This is a genomic window from Sorangium sp. So ce590 (genome assembly GCF_051521365.1).
In the GTDB taxonomy this organism is placed as follows: Bacteria; Myxococcota_A; Polyangia; order Polyangiales; family Polyangiaceae; genus Sorangium.
The window spans coordinates 8,978,371-8,999,586 of the sequence record NZ_CP150346.1; the positions used below are offsets into that span (position 1 = coordinate 8,978,371).

Sequence of the window (21,216 nt, forward strand, 5' to 3'; positions counted from 1 at the left end):
ACTATCCATGGCACGCTCCACGCCACGAACGAGCGCGATCCGGATTAGAGGTTTGCTGTCGCAACACACGACCTGAAGCGGATCTCGATGGGCCGGATAGCGGAAGATGCAACGAAGCTGGCCATGAGGACGACTTGAGCCGCGAACGAGTCGAGCGATGGCGCCTCGACCAGTTCGCTGCGGACGGTATTGGCGACGTGTATGGCCCCCGCGCCGAGCCCGTCGGAATCGTGCGCATGCCAACCAGCGGCAGGCGCGCGGGGCGCCCGCCCAGCGCACCGAACAGCCCACCTCGACGCCCCGGGGTCGCACGTTTAATCTGCCGCGATGGGGTTCGTCGCGAGTCTCCTCATCGTTTACGGCGTCGCCGGGGTGGTGCTGGGCGCCGCCGTCGCGATCGCGATCGGGCGCTACCTCCACCACCAGCGGCGCTCGCAGATCGCCGCGTACGCGCGGAGCCCTTCGGCCTCGCCCGGCGCGATGCGCGAGGGGTTCGCCCTCCTCCGCGGCGAGGTCGTCGCGGAGGACGCCGCGCCGGACGACGCGGTGATCGCGGTCGAGATCCCGTGCAGCGGCCGGGCCGGCGCCGCGCCGGGCGCGTGGCACACCCGGGCGCGCGCGTTCTCGCTCCGGCTCCCCTCGGGCGCCGCCGTGCGCGTCGAGCCGGTGTGCAGCCGGCTGAACCTCGACACCACCTTCGTCCCGGCGTGCCGCGGCGGCGTGCCCGTCTACCTGTCCGAGGTCCGCCCGGGCGACGCGATCTACATCGCCGGCTCGGTGCGCCGCGAGGTCGACGCGAGCGCCGCCGGCAAAGGGTACCGCGACGCCGCGCAGGCCTGGGTGCTCCGGGCGCCCACGTACGGCAGCCTCTGCGTCTCCTCGGAGACGGTCATCGCGCACCACGCCCGGCGCGCGCGCTTCCACCGCGCCTGGGCGCTCTCGCTCGGCGCGGCGCTCACGGCGCTGCACCTCGGCCTCTTCCGGGCGTTCCACGCGAGCGTCTTCGGCGCCCTCGGCCCGGCCGGCGACATCGGCGTCGGCCCGGCGGCGCTCGCGGTGCTCTTCGTCGGCGCCGCCGCGCTCGCCTACCGCACCCTGGCCGAGCAGACCTCGCCCTGGACCGAGCTCCGCGTGGAGCGCCCCAGGGCAGCGTAGACCGGCGAGGTGACCGCGCTCCCGGGAAGCGGACGCTGGAGCGGGGGTCGCCTACGCGCTCTCCCGCCGCGGCCCCGGCGGCGCGGCGCCGGGGCCGCCGGCGGAGCGCCCCCGCCGGGGCTCCTCGCGCCGGCCGCGCGCGCCGGCGCGGAGCCGGGCGGCGGCGCCGATCGCGACGGCGGCGAGCGCGGCGAGCCACCCCGAGCCTGAGCCCGGGCGGCGGGCGGCGGGCGGCGCCATGCCGCAGGTGATCTGCTGGTCTGCCGCGCACTCCGGCGAGAACCCGTGGGGAGGGATGGGGTTGCACTCCGACGTGGAGAGATCCCGCGGGGGGTAGATCTGGCAGATGCCCGCGATGTCGTCCGCGTGCAGCGTCCGGAAGTTCATCGGATCCGACCGATCGTACCGCTCGTGCATGGTCGCCTCCGGGCCGGCCTGGGAGTGGTCGAGACCCAGGAAATGCCCGGCCTCGTGCGTGACGATGGCGAGGAGGTCCTCCCTCGGCGCCGCGGAGTCGTCATCGACGGTGAAGTCGTAGAGATGGGTGTTGATCTCCATGTCGGCGCCCCAGAGATCACCTGTGTTCTTGTCGAACTGCACCGTCGTGAGCGCGAGCATCTCGCTCCTGTGCCCCGCGGCCGCGAGCCAGTCCAGGTCGCGGAAGGCGACCACGTTGGCGTTGCCCGGCACGAGCCCGTCGACGACCCGGGTCTTGCCGTCCCTCGCGTTCAGCTCCACCGCGCCGCAGCTCACGGGCCCGAGGTTCTGCACGCGGAAGCCGGGGGTTCCCCCGTCGCAGGGCGCCTCCTGCCATGTCCTGAACGCGGCATCGAGCACGTCGGAGATCTCCTGGTAGGAGATCTCGCTCGACGCGTCCTCCTGGATGCTGAAGCCGATGCAGCTGCCCCGCCAGCGGAGCGGCTTGCAATAGCCGACCGGCAGGTCGTCCTGCAGGCAGAGATCCGAGACCTTGCAGGTGTTCGAGCGGCAGTAGGCCGAGGCCTGCTGCGCGCTCGCCAGCGCGGCGAACGCGGCAGCCGCGCAAAGGCACCTCGCACTCTTCGTCGACATCGACTCCTCCACGATCGCTTGACCGTACGGCGACGGTACCAGCCCGCGACGGGGGCGTGGGGATTTCGCGGCGGCGCCCTTGCCGCCCGCGGGCCCGGCGCCATCCTGAGCCCATGGGGCGAGCTCGTGGGTGAGGCGGGCGGCGGCGAGGATCCGGCCCAGGACCGGGAGGATCCGGCCCAGGGCGGGGCGGCGGCGCCGAGCTTCCTGTGCGACGCGATGCTCGGCGGCCTGTCGCGCTGGCTGCGCGGCGCGGGGTACGACGCGACGTTCGAGCACGGGATCGACGACGGCGATCTCGTGCGGCTCGCGCTGCAGACCGGCCGGGTGCTGCTGAGCTCCGACGCGGGGGTGTTCGAGCGGCGCCCCCTGCGCACGGCGGCCGTGCGCGGGCTGTACGTGCCCCGCGGGCTGCGGCCGATGGAGCAGGCGGGCTTCGTGCTGCGGGAGCTCGGGCTGCGCGTGCGGGATCCGCGGTGCATGGCGTGCGGCGGCGCGCTCGCGGCCGCGCCGAAGGACACGGTGCGCGGCGCGGTGCCCGGGATGGTGGCGGATCGCTACGACGAGTTCTGGCGCTGCGAGCGCTGCGACAAGGTCCTGTGGAAGGGCAGCCACTGGGAGGGCATCGCCGCCGGCGTGGCCGCGGCCGCGGCCGGCGCGGGCGCCGAGCCCCCCGCTGCGATGTCGATCGCGGCACGTCGACAGCGCAGCTCAACCTGAAGGTCGAGCGTCTCCCCCCGCCCGAACGGCTCGGCGGCCCGGCCGGCGCACGCTACAGGCACGTGTTGTCGACGACCACGCCGGTCGCCTCGAAGCGCTCGGTCTCGGGCTCCCCGTCGAGCGTGGCGGTGATGTCCATGTCGATGATGCACGGGATGCCGGTGGCCGGCTCGGACTCCCACGACATGGTGCCGGCGGCGCCGGTCACCTCGTGGAGCCCGTCGGCGTCCGGCGTGCGCGGCTGCGTGCAGTCGCGCATCTCCCCGGTGAGCGACACGCTGAGCAAGGCCCAGAGCTCCGGGAGCTCGACGGCCGCAAAGCGCGGAGGGCTCTCGGTCGGCCAGGCGAGGTAGAGCGTCAGGCAGCGGTTCGCCTCCAGATCGGCGTGGTGCACGTAAACGCTATCGTGCGCGCCGATCACGTAGTCCGCGCTGGCGCAGGACGTATCCTCCGACGCGTTCATCCCGGCCGCGTGCGCCAGGCACGCATTGCAATAGACGCGCTGATCGCACCCGCAGACCCCCGGGCAGTCCTCGGGACAGTCCCCGAGGCTCGGCCGGGGGACGCACACGCCCTGCGCCTCTCCGGGGCACGCGTCGCCAGCCGTCTCGCGGGTATCGCAGTACTCCGTCTCGCCGCAGGTCGCTCCCGCGCTCCCCCCGCAGACCACCGGCGCCCCGCCCCCGCCGCCCCCCGTCGAGCTTGCGCCCTCGCCGCCCTCGCCGCCCGCGCCGCCCGCACCGCCGCTCCCGGGCGGCGCCTCGGTATCGTCGCCGCAGGCAGCGAGGAGGAGTGCGAAGAGAGCTGAGCCAAGCAATCGACGATTCATGCGCGCACTATGCCATGACCGGTTGCCGGAGAGGAGCTCCACCTGAGGTTACTGCGCCGTGGACGGTGCAGTGAGGCCCGAGAGCGCATCGTGGAAGTCGACAAGAAGTTCTTCGTGGACTTCGGCGCCGAGATGAACGGCGACTGGTCGCCGTGGGGTCTCGACCGAGTCGCAGGGCGCCTTCGTGCGCATGGCGAACGATCCGTATTTCAATCCGTGACGGCGGGTGCCCGGGCGTGGTCCCGGGCCCCTTTCTAACCCTTCGCCGAGGCGTCGCCGCGCCGCCGCCGGCGGAGCGCGCCGGCCACCACGAGCGCGATCGCCGCGAGCGGCGCCCCGAGCGAGCCCTGCGCGCCGGCCACGCGGCAGCCGCAGCCGCCGTCCGCGCCGGCGCCATCCGCGCCGGCCCCGCCGGCCCCGCCGGAGCCGCCGCCGGCACCGCCGCTGCCACCCGCGCCGACGCTGCCGGCCGGACCCGTGGCGCCGCCGCCCGCGCCGACGTCCAGGCCCACGCCCGTCGAGTCGCCGGCCCCGCTGCCCGCTGTCGTGCTCGGGTCGTCCACGCAGGCGCCGCCGGCGCAGGTCTGCCCGCTCGGGCACACCGCGCCGGCGCACGCGTCCACGCAGGCCCCGGCGTCGCAGCGCTGGCCGGGCGGACACGCGACGTCGACGCAGGCCGGCTCTCTGCAAAGCCCGCTCGCCTCCTCGCACGCGCTTCCGCCCGGGCACGGCGTGCAGGGACAGCTCGGCTTGCACACGCCGCCGTCGCAGACCGTGCCGCTCTCGCAGGTCACGTTGCTGCACGGATCGACACAGACCCCGACCCGGCACACCGCCGGGAAGGGGCACTGCACTCCATCGCAAGGCGCCCGGCACGCCCCGCCGACGCACACCTGCCCCGCGTCGCAGGCGACCTCGGCGCAGGCTGGATCGACGCAGAACCCCGCGGCATTGCACGCCTTCTCCGGCGGACACCCGAACTCGCCCCTGCCGCACGCCTGCACGCACACGCCCCGGTCGCAGACCTGATCCGTCGGGCAGAGCTCGCCCTCGTCGGTCGTGCCGTTGCAGTCGTTGTCGAGCCCATCACAGGCCTCCTGCGATGAGGGCACGAGCCCCTGGCAGGTGAGCCCGTCCGCCGCGCACTGGGTCAACCCCGGCGCGCACACGCCGGGCAGCCCGGTCTCGCACGGCTCGCCGCCGCCGGTGCAGGTGAGGCCGCTGAAGAAGTAGACGTAATCGTTGTAGTCGCCGTCGTTGTTGAAGTCGTCGGGGTTCGGGCCGACGCTGCCGTCCTCGAAGGCAACGTAGAACGCGTTCGGCGTGACCACCGAGGTATAGATGACCGCGGTGACCCAGGGGCCGGGCGGGGCGCAGCCCGTGCACACCTGATTCCACCGCTGCTCGGAGTAATGAATCTGCGAGCCGATGAGCGCGAAGCCGATCTGCCCGCCCGCATAGGCGGGATCGCTCCGGATATCCGCCGCGGTGACGAGGGTGCCGACGGGGGCGCCGGCGGGGACGATCTCGTGGATGTCCGCGAGCGCCGGCGGCGCCGGGGCGACCGGGTCGACGTTGTACCAGCCGACCCCGAGCCGAGCCCCTGTCTGGGTGAGCACGAGCTCCGCCGTGAAGCCGCAGAGCGGCGAGAAGGTGGACGGCGTGGTGTTCCCATCAGCCTGGTAGTCGATCGCCTCTCCCCGATCGGCGAACAGCGTATAGAGCTGGACCTCGCGATTCATCGAGTCCCGCGGCATCACGGCGCCGTTCGGCTGCGTGACCAGCGCGCTCGCGGAGAGCGACGAGAGGCCGAGTGAGAGAGCCCCCGAGAGAATCGAAGCGTACTTCATCACACGGTGATACAGAAACGCGCGCCCCAGCGTCAACGGAAACATTCGATGACAGCAGACGAACCAAGTGTCGGGCGCCCGCCTGCAACGCCGCTCCCTACGCGCACCTCGGCGTGAACCGCGGCTCTGCGATCGCGGCGGCCGCGACCCGACCCGAGTTGCGCGACCGGCGCGGCCCGACCCAGGTCGCCGCGAAACGGCCCAGCTCGCTGTGGCCCGCGGCTCGCCTCCGGCGGGCACATCCTGTCGCCAGGTTCAGGACATCAGCCGGCACGCGCTCGGAGCGCTCTCGGGGCGGATACGCGATGCGCGGTCACGCTCGTGCTTGCCGCTCCGGCGCGCCTGAGGCAAGGAGCACCTGCGGCGACGGATCGCAACGCAAGCGGCGCCTCGTCTCCGAGCCAGATCAGACCGCCCCGTGAGCCCATGACAAATCCCCGAATAACAATCGCTGGCTTCGACATCGAATGGGACCTGGAGAACGGCATCAATCAGTGGGCCGGAATGCCCACCCTGAGCATGTGGATCCCGAGCTCGGTGGCCGGCCTGATGTCGGGCATGGTGGCGATGGTGGGGGTCGACCGCTTCAATCTGTGTCTCCAGCTCGGGGGACGGCAGAGCGTCGACGGTGACTGGTCCATCATCAGCACACAGCCGAGCTTCGAGGAGGGCTTCCGCCGGCTCAACGAGATCGCCAGGCCGGCCGGGTGGGGCCGGTGGGACATCGTCGCGCTGGACCGTGAGCGCCGTGAGGCCCGGTATCGCACCTTCAACAACTGGGAGTCGATCTACCAGCGCGCGCTGGAGGTCAGCTGGGGGAGCTCGATGACAGCCGGCAAGCTGGCCGGCATCACCGAGCGCCTGTTCGGGGTCCCCTGCTGGGCCGAGCAGACCGCGTTCGCGGCGAAGGGCGCGGAGTACGACGAGTTCCTGGTCCGTCCGACCCACGAGACCGTCGAGGCGCGGCTGGCAGCGTTCCGCGAGACGGATCAGGCCACGAGCACGGATCTCGCGGTCGCGCTGGCCACGCTCAAGAAGGAGGTCGCCGAGCGGGAGCGGACCGAGCTCGCGCTGCGCGAGAAGCTGCAGCTCATCGAGCAGCAGGAGTCGGCGCTCTGCGCGATGGTGGCGCCGATCATCCAGGTGTGGGACGGCGTGCTCACCGTCCCTGTCATGGGGGGGCTCGACAGCCAGCGCGCGTCCGCGATGATGGAGCGGCTGCTCGGCGCGATCGTCGACAGCCAGACGCGCCATGTCATCCTGGATCTGACCGCGGTCGATGCGGTGGATACGGGCACGGCCGATCACCTGATCCGCATCGTGCGCGCGGTGGAGCTCCTCGGCGCCCGTGTGGTGGTGACCGGCATCCGACCCGCGGTGGCGCAGACCGTCGTGTCGCTGGGCATGGACCTCGAGCGGATCGTGACGCTGCGCAACCTCCAGGAGGGCCTCAAGGCGTGCATGGCCGCGGGCTCCGGCGCTGTATCCCGCCTCGGGTGACGGTGGGTCCCTGCGCGATCCCCCTCCTGAAGAAGCGACCTCGACACCGCGACGACCAGGGGTGAAATCCGCCGATTGACAGAGGGCGCATCCTCTCCTATCGTCATCTTACGATGAGAACGACGCCAGAGGCGACCGACCGCTGCTGTCCGCCTGCGCGCGAGCAGGTAGACCTCCGGCCGATCGAGGGCGACGAGGCCGACGAGGAGCTGGCCAGCCTGTCGAAGGCGCTCGGACACCCGGCGCGCGTGAAGATCGTGCGTATCCTGATCCGAAAGAACGCGTGCGTCTGCGGCGACATCGTGGACGAGCTGCCGCTCGCGCAGTCGACGGTCTCGCAGCACCTGAAGGTGCTCAAGGAGGCCGGCCTCATCCGCGGCGACGTCGACGGCCCCCGCGTCTGTTACTGCATCGAGCCCCGGGCGCTCCGGCGTCTGAAGGCCCTCGTCGGGGGGCTCTGATGGCCGTCGCACGTCCAGATTATCGTTAATCGACGATTAACGAAATGAAGCTCCCATGCCCGTGCCCCTCCGCGTGTTCGACCCCGCCGTGTGCTGTTCCACCGGCGTCACAAGCCCGGCTCGCTCTCTTCGCGGAGCCCGGCCAGGTGAGCGCGGAGGCAGCGCCATGACAGCGCAGTCGGGTACGGACGCCTCGCACGACCACAAGGAACTGAACTCGCATGACCAACGCGAACGCCGGCCTGCTCGGCAAGCTCTCCTTCCTCGACCGCTACCTGACGCTCTGGATCTTCCTCGCGATGGGCCTGGGCGTCGCCCTCGGCTTCCGCGCGCCCGGCTTCACGACTGCGCTCAACGACATGAGCGTCGGCACGACGTCGATTCCTATCGCGGCCGGGCTGATCCTGATGATGTACCCGCCGCTCGCCAAGGTCCGCTACGAGGAGCTCGGCAAGGTCTTCCGCAACAAGCGGGTGCTCACGCTGTCGCTGGTCCAGAACTGGATCATTGGCCCGCTGCTGATGTTCGGGCTCGCGGTGGTGTTCCTGCGCGACAAGCCCGAGTACATGCTCGGCCTCATCCTCATCGGGCTCGCGCGCTGCATCGCGATGGTCATCGTCTGGAACGATCTCGCCAAGGGCGATACCGAGTACTGCGCCGGGCTCGTGGCCTTCAACTCGATCTTCCAGGTCCTGTTCTTCTCGGTCTACGCGTACTTCTTCGCCACGCTCCTGCCGACCTGGCTCGGACTCGAGGGAGCCGTCGTGAACATCAGCATCGGCGAGATCGCGACGAGCGTGGCCATCTACCTCGGCGTGCCCTTCGCCGCCGGGTTCCTCACGCGACGGGTGCTCGTGCGCGCGAAGGGGCGTGACTGGTACGAGAAGGCGTTCGTGCCTCGCATCGGCCCCATCACGCTCGTCTCCCTGCTGTTCACCATCGTGGTGATGTTCTCGCTGAAGGGCGAGGCCATCGTGCAGCTGCCGCTCGACGTCCTTCGCATCGCGGCGCCGCTGCTCATCTACTTCGTGCTGATGTTCGCGGTGTCGTTCTTCATGAGCAAGCGCGTCGGCGCGGACTACAAGCAGTCGGCGACGCTCTCGTTCACGGCTGCGTCGAACAACTTCGAGCTGGCCATCGCTGTCGCGATCGCGAGCTTCGGCATTCACAGTGGCGCGGCGTTCGCGGCGGTCATCGGTCCTCTCGTCGAGGTGCCCGTCCTCATCGGCCTCGTGAGCGTCGCCCTGTGGGCGCGGAGGCGCTTCTTCCCCAACACCCCGCTCGAGGTCGCGCCGCCCGCATGCGCCGGCCCGAGCACTCCCGAGAGCAAGGCCTGACCACGATGAACACCGGCAAGACGATCCTCTTTCTTTGCGTCGCCAACTCGGCACGTAGCCAGATGGCCGAGGGCCTCGCTCGCAAGCTCTTCGGCTCGCGCATCGCCGTGCAGAGCGCGGGGAGTGAGCCGTCGAAGGTGAACCCGTACGCCATCGAGGTGATGCGCGAGGTCGGGGTCGACCTGACGACGCACCACACGCTCATCGCATCCGCGATGGGCGGGCAGCCTTGGAGAAGCGCGGGAGCACGGGTGCTCGCGCAGCTCTGTGGGGCCGGCGCGGCGACGTTGGTCGCATCACAGATCGCGCCGCTCTGGGCTACCGGGAACGCGACCGTGGCCGGCGCGCGCGGCGACGGCGGTCATCTGCCCGGGCCGCGTTGACCGGCGTGGGTGGAGCTGGTAGCCCCCTTGGCCGGGCCCGCGCGACAGCGCTGCGCGCCGCCCCGGCGCCGACACGCCTCGGAGGTCCACGCATGTTCCGCAAGACGCTCGCCGCTGCGCTCCCGCTCTCGCTCGCGCTCTCCGCCGTCCCCCGCGAGGCCGCCGCCTCGAACTACCCGCCCAGCTACGATCACTGCGGGCCCACGGCGACGGTGCACACCGGCCCGTTCGAGCTCATCCAGGATCCGGTGCGGAGCGACGCCGCGAAGCTCACCGTGGCCTATCGCGGCTACCTGCGCGCCTATTACCCGGATCACGAGATCAACCTCTACGTCCGGCTGAACGGCAGCGACGCGTTCCTCCCGGCGAGCGCGGGCGCGCACGGCGACGCCTACGTCCTCGCCAGCAACGCGCCCCGCGACTGCGCGTGGTGCTCGCCGCCGCCCGACGACGCGGGCCTGCGCCTCTGCGGCGGCGCGCCGCTCCCGCCGGGATCGAGCGGCACCTGGGTCTGCAATGAGCCGACCGCGGTCGAGGAGGCTCTCTTCCTGTGGGCCTACGATGAGCACGGCCACATGAACGCCTGGGACATCGAGGTGGCCGCCGAGTCCCACGGCCTGTGGGACAGCGACCTCGGGGCGAACTACGCGGCGCGCTTCGAGGCCCGATCGAGCTGCTTTTGAGCGCCCCGCGCGGGCGACGGTGGGAGACACGCAGATGGCAGAGTCGTTGAACAAGGAGAAGGCGCGGCGCGCGGCCTCGCGCCCGGACAGGCCGGGAGAGCAGTGCCGGGCCGAGCCCGGCGCCTTCCGTCCCGTGGTGGACCGGAACCGGTGCGAGGCGAAGGGCGATTGCGTCGAGGTGTGCCCCTATCAGGTCTTCGAGGTCGCCCGCATCACGAGCGCCGATTTCGAGGCCCTCTCGCTGCGCGGAAAGCTCAAATCGCTCGTCCACGGCCGGAAGACGGCGATGACGCCGGACGCGGCGCGGTGTCAGGCGTGCGGCCTCTGCGTCGTCGCCTGCCCGGAGAAGGCGATCCAGCTCGTCCCGGCGCGCGGAGCGGGGTAGCCGGTCCCAGGGCCCGGGCGCCCGGCCGGGCTCAGGCGACGCTGCGCGCGGCCCCGGACGCCGGCGCGGCGCCGTACGCGGCGCGGTACCGCGCGCACCGCTCCATGAGCTCGCTCGTGGTCTTGGGCATCGGCACACGCGCGCGCGTGATGTACGAGATCACGTTCTTGCCGCGGACGATCAGCTCGACGCCCCGGGCCGCCTGCTCCCGCTCGGCGGGCGAGGCGTCCGGGCCGAGCAGCGGCTGAAAGGCGGCGAGCTTCTCCGCCGACACGACGAACGACGTCCAGACCTCGAAGATCTCGGCGTCGGTGCGCAGCGTCTCGCACTTCACCTTGGCCGCGTGCGCGAGCTCGCAGGCCAGGCGGTCCAGCCCGGCGAACATCGGCAGGCCCGCGAAGGTGGCGAGCATCTCGTCGCGAATGCCGTCGATCGCCCTCATGCTCTGTGCGATCTTCACGTACCGGCTGTTGTAGAACGCGTCGATCGGGAAGGAGAAGGCCTTGAACGGCTCTCCCCAGAGCTCGTCGAGCCCCTCCTCCCCGCTGCGGTGGAGCACCATCTTCCCGAGGGTCAGCGCCTCGAGGAGGTGCTCTCCGCACTCGCGCATGAGGGCGTTGTCGGGCTCGATGGTGACGCCGAGCTCCTGGATCTCGACGAGCTTGGTGAAGATATCCGCCGCGCGATTGAAGATCGCGCCGGCGAGCATGGCGCCCTTGACGCGCTTGCGCTGCGGGTCGGGCTCGGACTCGAAGGCGCGCCGCGCCTCGTCCAGCCGCTTCCCGGGCACGTTGATGCCGTGCTCGACATGGTTGAACAGGCGCCGCGTCAGCGCCTCGATGAGGCGCTTCTTCGCGAGCAGCGTGTCGGCCGGCGCCTCGTACGCCTTGATCCAGTAGCCGTGATAGTAGACCCGCAGCTGGCCGTCGATGATCTGCTTCTTCCCGAGCGGTATCGCGCTGTCCATGGCCCGCCTCCGATCGGCTGCCAGGCGGCGCCCCGCGCCGGAAGCGCGGGGATGCGTGCCCGTGCGAGATGCGAGTAGCACGGGCGCGAGGCGGCCCGCAAGGCGCGAGCGACGCGATCCAGCAGAGTCGTCCGCCCGAAACCGGGACTCAACCGACAGGAAAGACAGAGGCTCGTGGGGTGATCCCCGCGGCCGCGCGCGCCCGCGCGCGGCCCGGGGCTACTGCGCGCACCCCTCGAGCTCGGCCATCATGCGCCAGAAGGCCATGGCCTTGCTCTCGCAGCTGCCCTGCGTCGTGTGGGTGTGCTCGTACTCCGCGTTGCCGGACGTCTCCACGTCGAAGCGCGGGTGCTGCATCGGTATCTCGACGCCTTCCACCTCCGCGGTGTGCCGCTCGCCGTTCCAGTGAACGTCGAGGTCCTCGAAATCATAGAGGATTTTCCCGTGCTCCCGGGAGAAGTCGCGGATCTGCTGGTTGCGCTTCGCGCGGTTCACGCCGTTGTACTCCTCGTCCCCTGGCCCGGTCATGTAGATGAAGGTCACCTCCGGGAACTCCTGCCCGAGCGCGTCGAGCACGTCGAGGTAGCGCTGCACGTCCTCCTCGGTCTGCTCGGAGATCTCGGACGACCATGCCCACATCGTGTACCGGATCTCCGGGTGCTCGCTGAGGATGGTGCGCAGCTCGTCGACCCCGGCATCGCTCCCCCAGTACTGGTCGCCCACGACGAGGTTGTTGTCGATCATCCCGTCCCACATCCGAAAGACGCCGGTCTCCGCCGGGACGCCGCAATACTCCGTCTCGAAGCCGTAGGCGGGAGAGTTTGCCTCGAGGCTCTCGGCGCCGACGATGATCTGGTAGCCGTGCGAGCGATGGGCGTAATGGAAGACGAAGTCAGCCGACTTGAGCGCATCGATGCAGCTCGCCGGGATGCCGTCGAGCGTCGCGTGCCGGTGGTCGAAGGTCCGCGCGTCCGCGGGATCGGGATCGGGATCGCCCCCTGACGCCGTGCTCGCCCCGCCCCCTGACGCCGTGCTCGCCCCGCCGCCCGACCCCGTGTCCGCCCCGCCGCCCGACCCCGTGCTCGCCCCGCCCGTGCCGCTGTCGCCCGCGGGGCGGTCGCCCGCCGGGTCGTCGCTTCCACAGGCCGCGGCGCCGAGAGCAAGGGTGAGCCCAACGACGATGAAACTTGAATGGTACAAGAATTTTATCATGGCACTGTGGATTTTAGACGCCGGCAAGGAGAGCGCAACAGGTCTCGCAGGCGATATCGTGCTGGCGCGCGGGGGCCGCGCTTGCGCAGCGCAGCACGCCGAGCGCGGACGCAGCGCGCTGTCGCCGTGAAGGAAGCGCAGCGACGCGGGATGCGGAGGACGAATCCGCTCGTGCTCGGCGACGCGACCCGACCCGACCCGACGTCGATGGAACCGCGGAAGAGGCCCGCGACCCAGAGCGTGCCGCCGGAGGTGAGCGCCATGCCCTCGGAGGAGCCGGCGCTCGACGCGTAGCGCTGGAGCGCCGTCTCCTCCGAGGACGCGCTCGCGTGCAGCGCGAACGGGGTGTAGTCGAGGGTGACGCCATCGTCGTAGCGACCCGCCGCGTAGGCGCCGCCGGCCACGTCGGGCGCGAGGCCGTACATCGTGCCGCTCGGCTCCGGCGTGATCACCCACTCGGCGGTCCCGCTCTCCGTGAGCTTCGCGACGAACGGCGCGCCCTCGATGTCCGCGTCCCAGGCTGGACGGATCGCCGTCGTCGCCACACGCCGCGCACAGGAGCCCCAGAGTCAACCAGGTCGAGATTCTCATCCATGCACCGTAGACGAGCGGAGCCCGCCATCGCGCGTCCCTCGCGCTCCGGCGCTCGACAGAGCACGTTTGCCGCGCCAGATATTACTGAATTCTATCAGCGATGGTGGACAGCCAGGGACAGACGCGCGCCAGCGCTCGATCTCCGTCTTGCTCGAACGTGCGTGCCGGCGTGCCGGCCGCCTCGGGCGGCCCAGACGGGGTGTTGGCGATCGCCGGTCGCCTTGTGGCTGTGTGAAGCCCGGAGTCGCCCGGAACGTGGCGCGCGGAAGAACAATCTATCTGTCATCTCCCGGCGCATCGTGGCCGGAACCATTCCTATCCTGTAGGCTCATCTCACCTCCCACGGCGGCCAGGAGGAGGCCATCACCATGCATTATGCCCCGGACTCCGTCGTAGGTGGGAAGTACCGTCTTGAGCGACCGCTCTCGGCCGGCGGGATGGGCTCGGTGTGGGTGGCGCGGCACGTCAGCTTGGGCTCTCGCGTCGCGGTCAAGTTCATGGCGCCGACGTATGCGACGTCGTCCACGTTCCTTGCCCGCTTCGAGCGCGAGGCGAGGATCGCGGCGAGCCTCCGGAGCCCGCACGTCGTCTACGTCCAGGACTACGGCATCGACGACGACACCCCGTTCCTCGTGATGGAGCTGCTCCAGGGCGAGGACCTGGGCACGCGGCTCCAGCGCGTCGGGCGGCTCTCCCTCCTGGACGCCACGCTCATCCTCGTGCAGGCCGGCAAGGCCATCCGCCGCGCGCACGAGGCCGGCCTCGTCCACCGCGATCTCAAGCCGGCCAACCTCTTCCTCGTGCGCGTGGAGGAGGAGCAGGAAGAGGTCGTCAAGGTCCTCGACTTCGGCATCGTCAAGGAGACCCGCGCTCATCTCACGGACGAGGTGACGCGCACCGGCGAGATGATCGGCTCCCCTCACTACATGAGCCCGGAGCAAGTTCGGGGCGAAAAGGACGTGGACCAGCGCAGCGACCTCTGGTCGCTCGGGGTCATCCTCTTCTGCGCCGTCACGGGTGAGCTGCCGTTTCAGGGGGAGCAGCTCGGCGCGGTGATCGCCAACATCCTTGTCACGCCCATGCCGAGCGCCTCCCAGCTCGCGCCCGACCTGCCGCCGGCGATCGACGCCTTCTTCGCGCGGGCGCTGGCCCGCGACCGGGCGCAGCGATTCCAGTCGATCGGCGAGATGATCGGCGATCTCCGCCGGCTCGCCGGCATCGCGTCGCCGTCGATCCCGGATCTGCAACATCCCTGCTCCGGCACACCGAGCTCCGCTCAGCCGAGGATGAGCGGGACGATACCGCTGCACGCCGTGGCGCGGAACAGCGTCCCGCCGGCCGCGCTCCGGTCGGCGACGCCCGGCACCCTGACCGGCGCCGGAGCGACGGCGCAGGAGGCGAGGCCGCAGGCGCCCACGCGCGCGATGCTGGTGATCGGCGTCGCGATGGCGTTGATCTTCGGCGCCGGCGTCACGGTCGCCGTGGGAGAGGACAGCACGCGCGGCAGGGGCGAGGCGGCCGCGGAGGTCTCCTCGGCGGCCGCGCTGGAGCCGGAGCGAGGCGCCGTCGGGACGCCGGTAGAACAACAGCTCTCGCCCGAGCCGCCGCCGAACGTGCCCCCCGGGGAGCCGTCGTCGCACGAGCCGCTGACGACCCCTGACGAGCCCTCCTCGGCGGCGGCGGCGACGGTCCCCGGAGACACGCTGGTGCGACCGGCCCCGCCGCCGCCGACCAAGACAGCACGACCGCCGTCGGCGGCCAGGCCCAGAGCACCGCGTACGGCGGCGCCCGAGCCCGCCAAGCCGCCTCCGGTTCCAGAGCCAGCAGCACCGGAGCTGGATCGCGCTCCCATCCCAGAAGTGCCCTTTTAACGGGTGCTCGGCCGCGCCTGGCATGAGGACCCCGGACGAAGAAAAAGAACCGCCAAGGCGCCAAGGGACGCCAAGAGAGAGAGAGAGAGAGAGAGAGATAGATAGATAGAGAGATAGAGAACATCTCCTTGGCGCCTTGGCGGTTGAATCTCCTCTCTTTCGAGCGCCGTTTCGGTCTACGACCCGGTGGACTGGTATCGCCGCTCCCCGAAGCGCCAGATGCGCAGCGACACGAGCAGGAACACCACGCCGACCAGCGGTGACGCCCAGCGCGCGGCCTCGGGCAGCGCGGGGACCGTGGGGCGCTCGAGCAGCGCCCCCGCGGGGATGTAGCTCACGAACCCGAGCGGCACGACGAACGTGAAGAAGCGCCGGAACCAGTCGCGGTAAAGGGTCAGCGGGTACTGCGCCGCCTCCGTGCCGCCGTAGGTCAGCGTGTTCATGAGCTCGAGCGACTCGACCGTCCAGAAGCACAGCGTGGCCTGGAGCACGAGGAGCCCGTAAAACACGCACGCGCCGCCCGTGATCGCGCCGGCGAGCAGCGCCACCTTGGCTGCTGTCCACCCGACGTCCAGCGCGGAGGCCGCCCAGAAGAGCATCACGAGGCCGACGGCGAGCCGCCCGGCGCGCAGGAACTGGAACTCCCGGGTCGCCACCTGGAAGGCTGTGGAGCGCGGGCGCAGGAGGAGCCGGTCGAAATCGCCGGACCTCACCATCGTGGAGAAGGTGTCGAACCCGCGGCCGAACGACTCGGCGAGCGCAAACGAGACATTGACCAGCCCGAACAGGAGCGCCACCTCCGCGAAGCGCCAGCCCCGGACCGCGCCGAACCGGTCGAACAGCGCCCACGCCCCGAGGAGCTCGATGCCCACCGTGATGAACTGGCCAATCGACCACATCGCGAACGACGCGCGATACTGCATCTGCGCCCGCAGCGACGCGGCGGCGAGGCGGAGGAAAAGCTTCGTTGCGTCCAGCGACATCTCGCCTGCTCCTCGCCCCTCAGCCGCCCTGCACCACGAGCCGCCGCAGGCCGCGCGCCACGAGCGCGCGGCCGAGCGCCACGAACGCGGCGGTCCACAGCGCCTGGTGCAGCAGCACGCCCGGGAGCGCCGGGGCCGGCAGGTGGCCGAGGTAGAGGCGGAACGGGGCGTCGACCATGCCGCGGAACGGCAGCGCGTCGAGCCAGGGCTGCATCCACGACGGGAACAGCGGCAGCGGCACGATCATGCCCGAGGCGATGAGGACCACCGACGGCACGATCCGCGAGATGCCGTCGCCGGACGTTGTCCACAGCATCGTCGACGTCACCGCCGTCGCGAACGCGCCGACCAGCGCCGCCGCGAAGGCCATGGCCGCCGCCCACGCGCCCGCGGCGGCGAGCGACGGCGGCAGCGACATGCCGAGGAGCGGCACCGCGACAGCGAACATCGGGACCGCGCGCAAGGCCGTCGGCGCGACGCGCGCGGCGAGCGCGCGGGCGAGCCAGAGGGTGTGGAGATCGAGCGGGCGCGCGAGCTCGTAGCCCACCGCGCCGGTGCGGATCAGCTCGCGCACCTCGGGGTCGGGGTTCGTCGAGAACGGCATCAGCTGGAAGAACGCCTGTCCGAGCCAGGTGTACGTGATGGCCTGTCCGAGCGACATCGGCGGATGCGCGCCCGGCGCGGCGTTCGCGTAGAAGGCCTCGAGCACCATCACCTTGATCAGCCCCCAGAACAGCTGCGTGCCGAACCCGGCCGCGGCCGCGGCGCGGTACTGCAAGAGCGCGCGGAAGCGCGCGCGAAAGACGGCGAAATAGGCGGCCAGATCCGCGAGGTGAGCGCTCACGGCCGCGCGCCCGCCGCGCCGTAGAGCCGCGCCACGATCTCGTCGATGGGCGGGTTCTGCACCAGGAGGTCGCGCACCGGGTAGCGGGCCGTGACGCGCCCGACGAGCTCCGCCGTCGAGATCACCGCGGGATCGAAGCGCAGCGTCACGCGGCCGCCCTCGCGGCGGAGCACCTCGGCGTGCGGCTCGGCGATCTCGGCGGCGGGGTCCGTCAGGTCCACGATGAGCCAGCGCTCGGCCGTGACCTTGGCGCGGAGCGCCTCGAGCGAGCCGTCCGAGAGCACCCGGCCGCCGGCGATGAGGAGGACGCGCGAGCACAGGGCCTCGATGTCGTCCATGTCGTGCGTCGTCAGGATCACCGTGACGCCGCGCTCGCGGTTGAGCCGCTGGACGAAGCGCCGCACCGCGAGCTTCGAGACGGCGTCGAGGCCGATCGTGGGCTCGTCGAGGAAGAGCAGATCGGGCGCGTGGAGCAGCGCGGCCGCGAGATCGCAGCGCATGCGCTGGCCGAGGCTGAGCTGTCGCACCGGCGTGTCGAGCAGCGGCGCGAGATCGAGCATCGCGACGAGCTCGTCGCGCGCGCGGGCGTGATCGGCCGCGCCGACGCGGTAGATGTCGCGGAGGAGCTCGAACGAGTCGATCACCGGCAGGTCCCAGAGGAGCTGGGTGCGCTGGCCGAACACGACGCCGAGCCGCCGCACGTGCGCGACGCGCTCGCGCCAGGGGACGCGGCCGTCCACCTCGCAGCGCCCCGAGTCCGGCACGAGGATGCCGGCCAGGATCTTGACCGTTGTCGACTTGCCGGCGCCGTTCGGCCCGATGTACCCGACGAGATCGCCCCGCTCGAGCGAGAACGAGACGCCCGCGAGCGCGTCGACGGCGCGGTAGCGCGGGCGCACGAGCCCGGCGACCGCGCCCCACGCGCCCGGACGGCGCTCGGCCACCCGGTAGGCCTTGCGCAGATCCTCGACGACGATCAGCGGCATGGCGGCGGCGAGGGTCGCACGGGTCGAGTCTCACCCGCCAGACTCTTCACGAGACGTCGCGCACCCAGGAGTGGACGGCGACCGTGCCGGGCAGGCCGAGCGTCGCTCGCCGGAGGCCGCATGGGCCGATTCCGCGATGGCGACCCTGACGCGCGCGGGTTAGCGTGCCCGGCGCGTCGATGCCGACCGATCCCAGCGCGCCCCCGGGCGATCGAGCCCTGTTCCCGCCGTTCGACGGCCCCGGCGGATTCGACCGGATCCGCGCCGATCTGGGCGCCTTTCTCCCGGCGATCCGCGCGGTGTGCGAGCGCCACGGCCTGACGACGAGCGGCCTCTCCGCGTTCGAGCGCGGGACCAACGTCGTTGTCTCGAACGACGCGGGCCAGATCATCAAGCTGTTTCCGCCCTTCCTGCGGCACCAGTTCGAGGCCGAGCGCCTCGCGCTCGCGCGGTTCCACGGGAAGGTCCCGGTGGCCACGCCGGAGATCCTCCGGGAAGCGGAGCTCGACGGATGGCCCTATCTCGTGTTGTCGCGCCTCCCGGGGCGCACGCTGGAAGAGGTCTGGCCCGCGCTGAGCGGGGCGGAGCGGGTCGAGGCGCTCGCCCGCATCGGCGAGATCATGAGGGCCGCTCACGCGCTGCCCACCGGCGGACTGGAGAGCATCGACCTCGGCTGGGACGCGTTCGTCGAGCGCCAGATCGCCGGATGCGAGGGCCGCCACCGGCGAATGGGCCTGCCCGAGCACCTGGTCTCCCAGATCCCGGCGTACCTGGCGTCCGCCCGTCCTCTCCTGCCGACCTCCGTGGTCCCGGTCCTCCTGACGGGGGAATACACGCCGGAGAACCTCCTCGTTACCCCGACGGGCGGGGCGTGGCGCCTCACCGGTATGATCGACTTCGCGGACGCGTGCCTTGGGCCGCCCGAGGTCGACCTGCTGGGCCCGTGCCTCTTCCTCGCCGCCGGCAGCGCGGACCTCCTGCGCGCCTTTCTGGGCGCCTGTGGATACAGGATCACCGACCTGAGCCCGGCGCTCGGCCGCAAGCTGATGGCGCTCGCGCTCCTGCACCGGTACAGCAACCTCCGATACCAGCTCAGGATCGAAGGATGGGAGTCCCAGGTCTCCTCGCTCTCCGAGCTGGAACAGAGGATCTGGCCGTTCTCGGCCCGCTGATCTCGGCGCGAGATCTCGTGACGGGGAGCCCGCGAGCCGCTGCCGCGGCGCGACGCGCGGCGTAGCCCCGCAGCACGGAGCCCCGCCACGGCGCCCGGCGGTTCCATCTCAAAGAGAAATATCTAACCACGACGTAAATTTTGAAGCTTCCCGTTGCATGGGTCCCTGGTCGCGAAGCACACCACAGGCGTCACAGGCACAACCAGCCTGTGATTTTCCTTTCGCTTCTTCGTTACTTGGATCGGTGATCCTCGTTTGCATCAAGGCAAGGTGACCATGCGTGTTCTTGGCGGTCTGAACGTGCGGCAGGCTCGACCGTGGCAGTGCGCGCGGTCGAGCCTTCCCCGTGAAAGCCCTCAAGCACAGAAATAGTGTAGCTCGCGCGTTCCTCCGGCGCGGCAGCGGACGACCAGCAGATCCTGCATGCCGCCGGGATAGGGCTCATACGGGCACTTGGGTCGCCGGGAGCTGCTCTTTGGCTCGGGCAGTCTCGGCGCGAAGATGATGCCCCGATAGCGGATCTCTGGACCTTCCCGGACAACCTCGTCGATCTGGTGATGAGCAGCCATCCGCAGGATGTGCTCGGCGAGGAGCCTTCCGTTCTCGATCTGCTGCCTGGAGCCGTCGATCCTGCCGGATTTCAGCTCGCACAGGAATACATACACAGGGTTTCCCGTCTCTTCGCGGTGCTGGTAGAAGATGATGTAGTCGCAGATCGAGTGAACCCCGGGCCGCGCCACGAAGAGCGGGAAGACGCGGTCACCTACCGAGAACGTGCGCGGGCAGTCGGTTCGCTCACACGCCCTCGGCCCCCGCGGCCGCCAGGAGCTTCTTGCCGATGCCCTCCAGCCCCTTCGGAGGCGTGCGCGGGAGACCGTACACGCTCCACGCGAAGTACGTCTTTCCCGTGTTGTTCGGCCCTGTGAGGACGATCAGGTCCTTGGACAGGTCCACCTCCGCCTCGCGCAGCGGTCCCAGGTTCTCGACACGGAAGCGCATGGTTTCACCCGCAAGCTACCCCCCTGCCCGCGCCAGGAGCAAGCTCTTCGCTCCGTCTCCTCGCGCGCTCCTGTGGCCGGTCGCCCCGGGCGGTCTGCGCCAATGGAGGAGGCCCGCTGTGGCCCTGCAGCGCGTCGCTGTACCCCGGAGCTCTCAACCCTGCGCGAGCAGCTCAAGCGCGAACGACGCTGGCCATGACCCTGTAAGCGCGCGGCCGCTGTGCGGCGTCCGAGCTACGGAAGAGCACAGCCAGACGTCTTGCCACGCCAGCTCTCACGCGTCTCCAGATGGACGCCGGGCCCTGCCCGGAATAGATCCACATGAGATATTCGATGACCGCGCCTCCCCGCCACCCTGTGACAGCCGACCAGCTTCGCCCGGGAGATCCCTACGAGCTGTCAGAGGGCCGCCTCGTCGAGTGCCTGCCCAGCGGTCGCCGCGGCGGCCGGAGCAACGGCACCGGGTTCGAGGTGCTCGACAGCGATCCGCTCGCCGAGGCCGCCGCGGTCGATCTCGGCGTCTCGCTGCGGCCGGAGATGCTGCGCGCGCCCGACATCGCGGTCGGCCCCATCCCGGACGAGCCCGGCTGGGCCACCGAAGCGCCGCCGCTCGCTGTCGAGTACGCGGACACAGGCCAAGACGAGGCGGAGCTGCAAAGCAAGATCGACGAGCTGCTGGCGGCCGGCACGCGCTGGATCTGGGTGGTGCGCCTTCAGGGCACGCGTCGCGTCGAGCTCTACGAGGCCTCGGGATCGGCCGGGCAGAAGGCGCCGGCTCGCAGGGCGCGGGCGAGCGTCGGCGCGCAGAAGACCCGGCGTCTGCCAGCGCGTGTGGCCTTCCCGGGCGAGGCGCTGGTCGCGCCGGGGGTGCTGAAGAACCCGGTGCTGGTCGAGGCGCTCTACGATCGCGAGGCCGCGCACGAGGCGACCCTGCGCAACCTGCTCCAGCGCAGGGGCTACGCAGACATCGAAGCGGTCCGGGAAGAAGGGCATACGCGGGGACTGCGAACCGCGGTGCGGGACCTGTGCGAGGTGCTCGGCATCGCCCTGCCACCGGACCGCGAGGCAGCCCTCGAGGCCATGGCGGGACCGGAGCTCTCTGCCCTGCGCGAGCAGCTCAAGCACGAACGACGCTGGCCCTGACCATGTAAGGGTGGGACCGCTGTGAGGCGTCCCTGCCAGGAAAGCGGACAGCCAGACGTCTGGCCACGGCCG

At 71.0% G+C, this 21,216-nt stretch carries 22 protein-coding genes; 11 read left to right on the forward strand and 11 right to left on the reverse strand.

Translation table 11 applies throughout. The features are described 5' to 3' along the window. Window positions 1-327 precede the first annotated feature (327 nt). Entirely contained in the window at window positions 328-1,155 is an 828-nt protein-coding gene (locus tag WMF28_RS33890) for a hypothetical protein (RefSeq protein ID WP_437597631.1), read from the forward strand. Between the two features lie 51 nt (window positions 1,156-1,206). Here WMF28_RS33890 and WMF28_RS33895 read toward each other — a convergent pair whose 3' ends face one another. Then, on the reverse strand, window positions 1,207-2,226 hold the full coding sequence (locus WMF28_RS33895) for a matrixin family metalloprotease (RefSeq protein WP_437597632.1): 1,020 nt from the start codon (window positions 2,224-2,226) through the stop codon (window positions 1,207-1,209). A gap of 18 nt (window positions 2,227-2,244) precedes the next feature. Here WMF28_RS33895 and WMF28_RS33900 point away from each other — a divergent pair, with 18 nt between their 5' ends. Further along, complete coding sequence (locus tag WMF28_RS33900; protein ID WP_437597633.1) at window positions 2,245-2,946, forward strand: Mut7-C RNAse domain-containing protein; 702 nt, start codon at window positions 2,245-2,247, stop codon at window positions 2,944-2,946. A 52-nt stretch (window positions 2,947-2,998) separates the two neighbouring features. On the opposite strand, the gene WMF28_RS33905 is transcribed toward WMF28_RS33900, so the two are convergent. Together WMF28_RS33905 and WMF28_RS33910 are read right to left on the reverse strand one after the other, a co-directional pair. Then, window positions 2,999-3,775, reverse strand: a complete 777-nt coding sequence (locus tag WMF28_RS33905) for a hypothetical protein (RefSeq protein ID WP_437597634.1) — start codon at window positions 3,773-3,775, stop codon at window positions 2,999-3,001. Between the two features lie 254 nt (window positions 3,776-4,029). Then, a complete protein-coding gene (locus WMF28_RS33910; RefSeq protein WP_437597635.1) occupies window positions 4,030-5,625 on the reverse strand; it encodes an MYXO-CTERM sorting domain-containing protein in 1,596 nt (531 codons plus the stop codon). Window positions 5,626-6,051: 426 nt separating this feature from the next. On the opposite strand from WMF28_RS33910, the gene WMF28_RS33915 reads away from it, so the two are divergent. The 6 genes from WMF28_RS33915 (at window position 6,052) to WMF28_RS33940 (ending at window position 10,374) form a co-directional block, all read left to right on the forward strand. Continuing rightward, on the forward strand, window positions 6,052-7,125 hold the full coding sequence (locus tag WMF28_RS33915) for an STAS domain-containing protein (RefSeq protein WP_437597636.1): 1,074 nt from the start codon (window positions 6,052-6,054) through the stop codon (window positions 7,123-7,125). Between the two features lie 113 nt (window positions 7,126-7,238). Next, window positions 7,239-7,586, forward strand: a complete 348-nt coding sequence (locus WMF28_RS33920) for an ArsR/SmtB family transcription factor (protein WP_437575279.1) — start codon at window positions 7,239-7,241, stop codon at window positions 7,584-7,586. Between the two features lie 221 nt (window positions 7,587-7,807). Beyond that, window positions 7,808-8,923 carry an ACR3 family arsenite efflux transporter gene (gene arsB, locus WMF28_RS33925; protein ID WP_437597637.1) on the forward strand — a complete coding sequence of 372 codons (1,116 nt, stop codon included), beginning with the start codon at window positions 7,808-7,810 and terminating at the stop codon, window positions 8,921-8,923. Continuing rightward, window positions 8,887-9,306: a hypothetical protein gene (locus WMF28_RS33930; protein ID WP_437597639.1), complete on the forward strand. Its 420-nt coding sequence runs from the start codon at window positions 8,887-8,889 to the stop codon at window positions 9,304-9,306. Before arsB ends, WMF28_RS33930 begins: the two co-directional genes overlap by 37 nt. A 92-nt stretch (window positions 9,307-9,398) precedes the next feature. After that, the gene (locus WMF28_RS33935; protein WP_437597640.1) at window positions 9,399-9,989 is read left to right on the forward strand and encodes a hypothetical protein; all 591 of its coding nucleotides are present in this window, start codon (window positions 9,399-9,401) and stop codon (window positions 9,987-9,989) included. A 34-nt stretch (window positions 9,990-10,023) separates the two neighbouring features. After that, window positions 10,024-10,374, forward strand: coding sequence for a 4Fe-4S binding protein (locus tag WMF28_RS33940; RefSeq protein WP_437597641.1), 351 nt, complete (start codon window positions 10,024-10,026; stop codon window positions 10,372-10,374). A 31-nt stretch (window positions 10,375-10,405) separates the two neighbouring features. On the opposite strand, the gene WMF28_RS33945 is transcribed toward WMF28_RS33940, so the two are convergent. From WMF28_RS33945 to WMF28_RS33955, 3 genes are all read right to left on the reverse strand, one after another. Continuing rightward, entirely contained in the window at window positions 10,406-11,341 is a 936-nt protein-coding gene (locus WMF28_RS33945; protein WP_437597643.1) for a hypothetical protein, read from the reverse strand. 219 nt (window positions 11,342-11,560) lie between these two features. After that, complete coding sequence (locus WMF28_RS33950) at window positions 11,561-12,553, reverse strand: hypothetical protein (RefSeq protein WP_437597644.1); 993 nt, start codon at window positions 12,551-12,553, stop codon at window positions 11,561-11,563. After that, the gene (locus WMF28_RS33955; protein WP_437597645.1) at window positions 12,550-13,098 is read right to left on the reverse strand and encodes a hypothetical protein; all 549 of its coding nucleotides are present in this window, start codon (window positions 13,096-13,098) and stop codon (window positions 12,550-12,552) included. The genes WMF28_RS33950 and WMF28_RS33955 overlap by 4 nt, the downstream gene beginning before the upstream one ends. Window positions 13,099-13,515: 417 nt before the next feature. On the opposite strand from WMF28_RS33955, the gene WMF28_RS33960 reads away from it, so the two are divergent. Next, entirely contained in the window at window positions 13,516-15,018 is a 1,503-nt protein-coding gene (locus WMF28_RS33960; RefSeq protein ID WP_437597646.1) for a serine/threonine-protein kinase, read from the forward strand. Window positions 15,019-15,194: 176 nt separating this feature from the next. Here WMF28_RS33960 and WMF28_RS33965 read toward each other — a convergent pair whose 3' ends face one another. The 3 genes from WMF28_RS33965 to WMF28_RS33975 are packed head-to-tail and all read right to left on the reverse strand — an operon-like array spanning window position 15,195 to window position 17,831. Next, window positions 15,195-16,001, reverse strand: a complete 807-nt coding sequence (locus WMF28_RS33965) for an ABC transporter permease (protein WP_437597647.1) — start codon at window positions 15,999-16,001, stop codon at window positions 15,195-15,197. A 19-nt stretch (window positions 16,002-16,020) separates the two neighbouring features. After that, window positions 16,021-16,845, reverse strand: coding sequence for an ABC transporter permease (locus tag WMF28_RS33970; protein ID WP_437597648.1), 825 nt, complete (start codon window positions 16,843-16,845; stop codon window positions 16,021-16,023). Beyond that, the gene (locus WMF28_RS33975) at window positions 16,842-17,831 is read right to left on the reverse strand and encodes an ABC transporter ATP-binding protein (protein WP_437597649.1); all 990 of its coding nucleotides are present in this window, start codon (window positions 17,829-17,831) and stop codon (window positions 16,842-16,844) included. The genes WMF28_RS33970 and WMF28_RS33975 overlap by 4 nt, the downstream gene beginning before the upstream one ends. 179 nt (window positions 17,832-18,010) lie before the next feature. Here WMF28_RS33975 and WMF28_RS33980 point away from each other — a divergent pair, with 179 nt between their 5' ends. Beyond that, a complete protein-coding gene (locus WMF28_RS33980) occupies window positions 18,011-19,003 on the forward strand; it encodes a phosphotransferase family protein (RefSeq protein WP_437597650.1) in 993 nt (330 codons plus the stop codon). Window positions 19,004-19,359: 356 nt separating this feature from the next. On the opposite strand, the gene WMF28_RS33985 is transcribed toward WMF28_RS33980, so the two are convergent. Both WMF28_RS33985 and WMF28_RS33990 read right to left on the reverse strand, forming a co-directional pair. Further along, window positions 19,360-19,743: a hypothetical protein gene (locus WMF28_RS33985; protein ID WP_437597651.1), complete on the reverse strand. Its 384-nt coding sequence runs from the start codon at window positions 19,741-19,743 to the stop codon at window positions 19,360-19,362. Between the two features lie 55 nt (window positions 19,744-19,798). Then, a complete protein-coding gene (locus WMF28_RS33990) occupies window positions 19,799-20,002 on the reverse strand; it encodes a hypothetical protein (RefSeq protein WP_437597652.1) in 204 nt (67 codons plus the stop codon). Between the two features lie 332 nt (window positions 20,003-20,334). Between WMF28_RS33990 and WMF28_RS33995 the strand changes: the two genes are divergently transcribed. Beyond that, window positions 20,335-21,144 (forward strand): Uma2 family endonuclease, encoded by an 810-nt coding sequence (locus tag WMF28_RS33995; protein ID WP_437597653.1) that lies wholly within the window; start codon window positions 20,335-20,337, stop codon window positions 21,142-21,144. Window positions 21,145-21,216 lie beyond the last annotated feature (72 nt).